The sequence below is a fragment of the Candidatus Margulisiibacteriota bacterium genome (assembly GCA_028706105.1).
GTDB lineage: Bacteria > Margulisbacteria > Riflemargulisbacteria > GWF2-35-9 > DYQY01 > DYQY01.
Window position 1 is genome coordinate 1 of the sequence record JAQWCF010000142.1, and the last position, 2873, is coordinate 2873.

General features: G+C 35.0%; 2 protein-coding genes. Both read left to right on the forward strand.

From position 1 onward, the window contains the following. Window positions 1–855: restriction endonuclease (locus tag PHF25_09400; GenBank protein ID MDD4528222.1), on the forward strand; the 855-nt coding region annotated here is incomplete at its 5' end. An 82-nt stretch (window positions 856–937) separates the two neighbouring features. Beyond that, entirely contained in the window at window positions 938–2320 is a 1383-nt protein-coding gene (locus PHF25_09405) for a phospholipase D-like domain-containing protein (protein ID MDD4528223.1), read from the forward strand. The last annotated feature ends 553 nt before the right edge of the window (window positions 2321–2873 follow it).

The following is a 2873-nucleotide window of genomic DNA, read 5'->3' on the forward strand; positions in this document are numbered from 1 at the left end:
GCACAAGACGGGAAAGAACACTCATTAAGAGCGTCGGCCGATGTCCTCGCTGATGAATTTCAACTTACCCCGGAAGAAAGAACGCAATTACTGCCAAGTGGCAATCAGGCAGTTTTCCTTAACAGGGGCGGTTGGGCAAGGACCTATCTTTGCAAAGCTGGTTTGTTGGAATCCCCCCGAAGAGGATTTTTTCAAATTACCAAAAGAGGAAAAGACTTATTAGCTGAAAAGCCTCAAAAGATTACTGCTAAATCTCTTGAAAGATATCCAGAGTTTATTGAGTTCATTACAACTAAAAAAGAAAAGACAACTTCTCCTCTTCCAGAATTAAATGGACATCTGGACCCCGAAGAAGCCCTTGAAACAGCATATTTTACTCTAAGAAAAAACCTGGCCGACAACATAATTGAACAGATCAAGAAAGTCTCACCAAGTCTTTTTGAAAAGCTTGTTGTTGAACTCTTGTTGAATATGGGTTACGGAGGCAGCCGTAAAGATGCAGGCGAAGCAATCGGAAGATCCGGCGACGAAGGCATAGACGGCATAATCAAAGAAGATCGCCTTGGCCTCGACATCATATACATACAGGCAAAAAGATCGGCCTGCGCTGTTGGACGCCCCGAAGTCCAGAAATTTGCCGGAGCTCTCCAGGGTCAACGGGCAAAGAAAGGTGTAATGATCACAACATCTTTCTTCACCCCTGATGCTTGGGAGTACGTAAAGAAAATTGATAATAAGATCGTGCTGATCGACGCAGACGAACTCGCAAACCTAATGATCGACCACAATTTGGGAGTAAGCACAATGGCATCATATGAAGTTAAAAAGATAGACTCTGATTATTTTATTGAGTAAGTTGTAAGAAATCATATTCATATTTACTTGAGTTCCAAGTGTTTTTTATAACTGTGATGTGGGTTAGAAGGAGATACTAATTATGATCGAATTATATTTTGACATAAAAACAAAACGAAATTTTGTATTATTATTAGGAGATATTCCAAAATCTGTAACAAAAATATCGGCGGCTGTTGCTTATACGCAAGACCCTAAACTTGTTAATGCTTGCATAAAAAACAATATAGCTCTTGAGTGGTGGGGCCTTTTTAATCATGAGATCTCGTCAAAAATGGAAATTGTAAGAAAAGCTATTGCTTCATCCGTTGTTAAATTTTATCCTTTTGCTGAATATTTCCATCCTAAGGTAATAGTATTTCACGGATATGGAATATATATAGGCTCACACAATATTACTAATAGTGCAATGCATGATAACGTCGAAGCAGGTGTGTTTATTCATGAGGAAGATCTTTCTGATGATCAAAAGCATGAGATCAATAATTTTTTTAATTACCTTAGAGAGAATAGCGTCCAGGCAACAGTTGAAGATTTAGATAAAATTGATGAATATATTAATATGACTAAAACAGAAAGAGAAGAAAAAGAAAAAATCGATGCATCTTTACAAGATATTTTCGAAGAACAATTCAGTCATTTATTTATTTTAAAACCCGGAGTTAAAGATTTTAAAAAAGAAGCAAAAAAAGACAAGAGAAAGCTTTGGTTTTTACAAGAGTGGAGAGAGACTCAGAATAATATAGAATTAGTGAAACGTCGTATGCAAGAAGAGTGCAAACAACCAAATTGGGTAGATCCAAAGGCTGAGATATCTATAATCACTGATCAGTTGCTTCATGCATATTACTACACATATTTGATAAAAAAGCATGACGAACATAAGAGTATTGACATAGTGAATAATGAATATCATAAAAATAAACGGAATCCTGAAGGCGCAATAAGAAATGCGATACGTTGGTGGGAAAGTCTTGATTCTGCACCTAACTCTGAAGATGTACACATAAATGAATGGAGCATATCGAATAGAAATATATTAAGCCAAATAAAAGAAAGAGATTTATCAGAAGATGAAATGTTTAAAATTATGAAACAAAATCATGCCGCAAGGAATCATGCTAGACAAATAAAAAATAGCCAATTTAATTTACCAGAAGATTATAAAACTACTATAGAAGAAAGAATAGAACTATATGTACAATGGTTAATGAAACAAAAAACTAAGGATAATTTAATGATTAATGATGTATTAAGGTACTTGCTTTTTCATGACAACCAAAGGATTGAAGAAAGGGTATATGAGAGTGTTTATAACCCTAGATATCATTTAGAGCATTTAGGAAGAAGCATTGTTGGAGAATTAATTGGTTGGGGCAGGCCTGATGTTACATTCTTAAGAAATAATAGAGTTAATAAAGCATTAAAGTGTTTAGGTTTTGACGTTCGATTGTTCTCTGAATAAAAACATTTTGAGCTTACTACAGAACGCTAAACAAAAAAATCTGTTCCAACAATAATTCGTATTTGAGGTTGGTAAATTTTTGGTAAACAATATTGTTCAACAAGAAGAAACCTAAAGTATATAATTCAACTCAAAGATATCCACATAGTTAATCGCACAATATGTGGTGTATTGTGAATAAGATTCTGCTGTATATAGTGTTTTACCTCTTACCGATATGGATTTTTATGTTATCATAATAGAAAGCAGAAAGCCAAAGAAGTAACAGCTTCAATGACATTCTGCTCTTGAAGAAAGGTTAAGTACGGGGTAAACCGCGATATAACCATAGGTAGATATGGTATTATACTCTGCTTGACCTTATCCTTCAAGGACCTAAAGACCTATCTTTATGCTAGGTCAATTTGAAGGGAGGTGTTTTTTTGTCAAAAGATAACGATGAGAAACAGCGTTCCAATGATCTTGTAAAGTATATCTTTACGCCATTTATTACTTTGAAGAATGGCAGGAAGATCTATGCTGTGAGTTATGGCAAAAAAGCATTTAGGATCCC

Excerpts from the sequence above, each read along its gene's own strand:
- PHF25_09405 (MDD4528223.1), top strand. The coding sequence starts at position 938 with ATGATCGAATTATATTTTGACATAAAAACAAAACGAAATTTTGTATTA.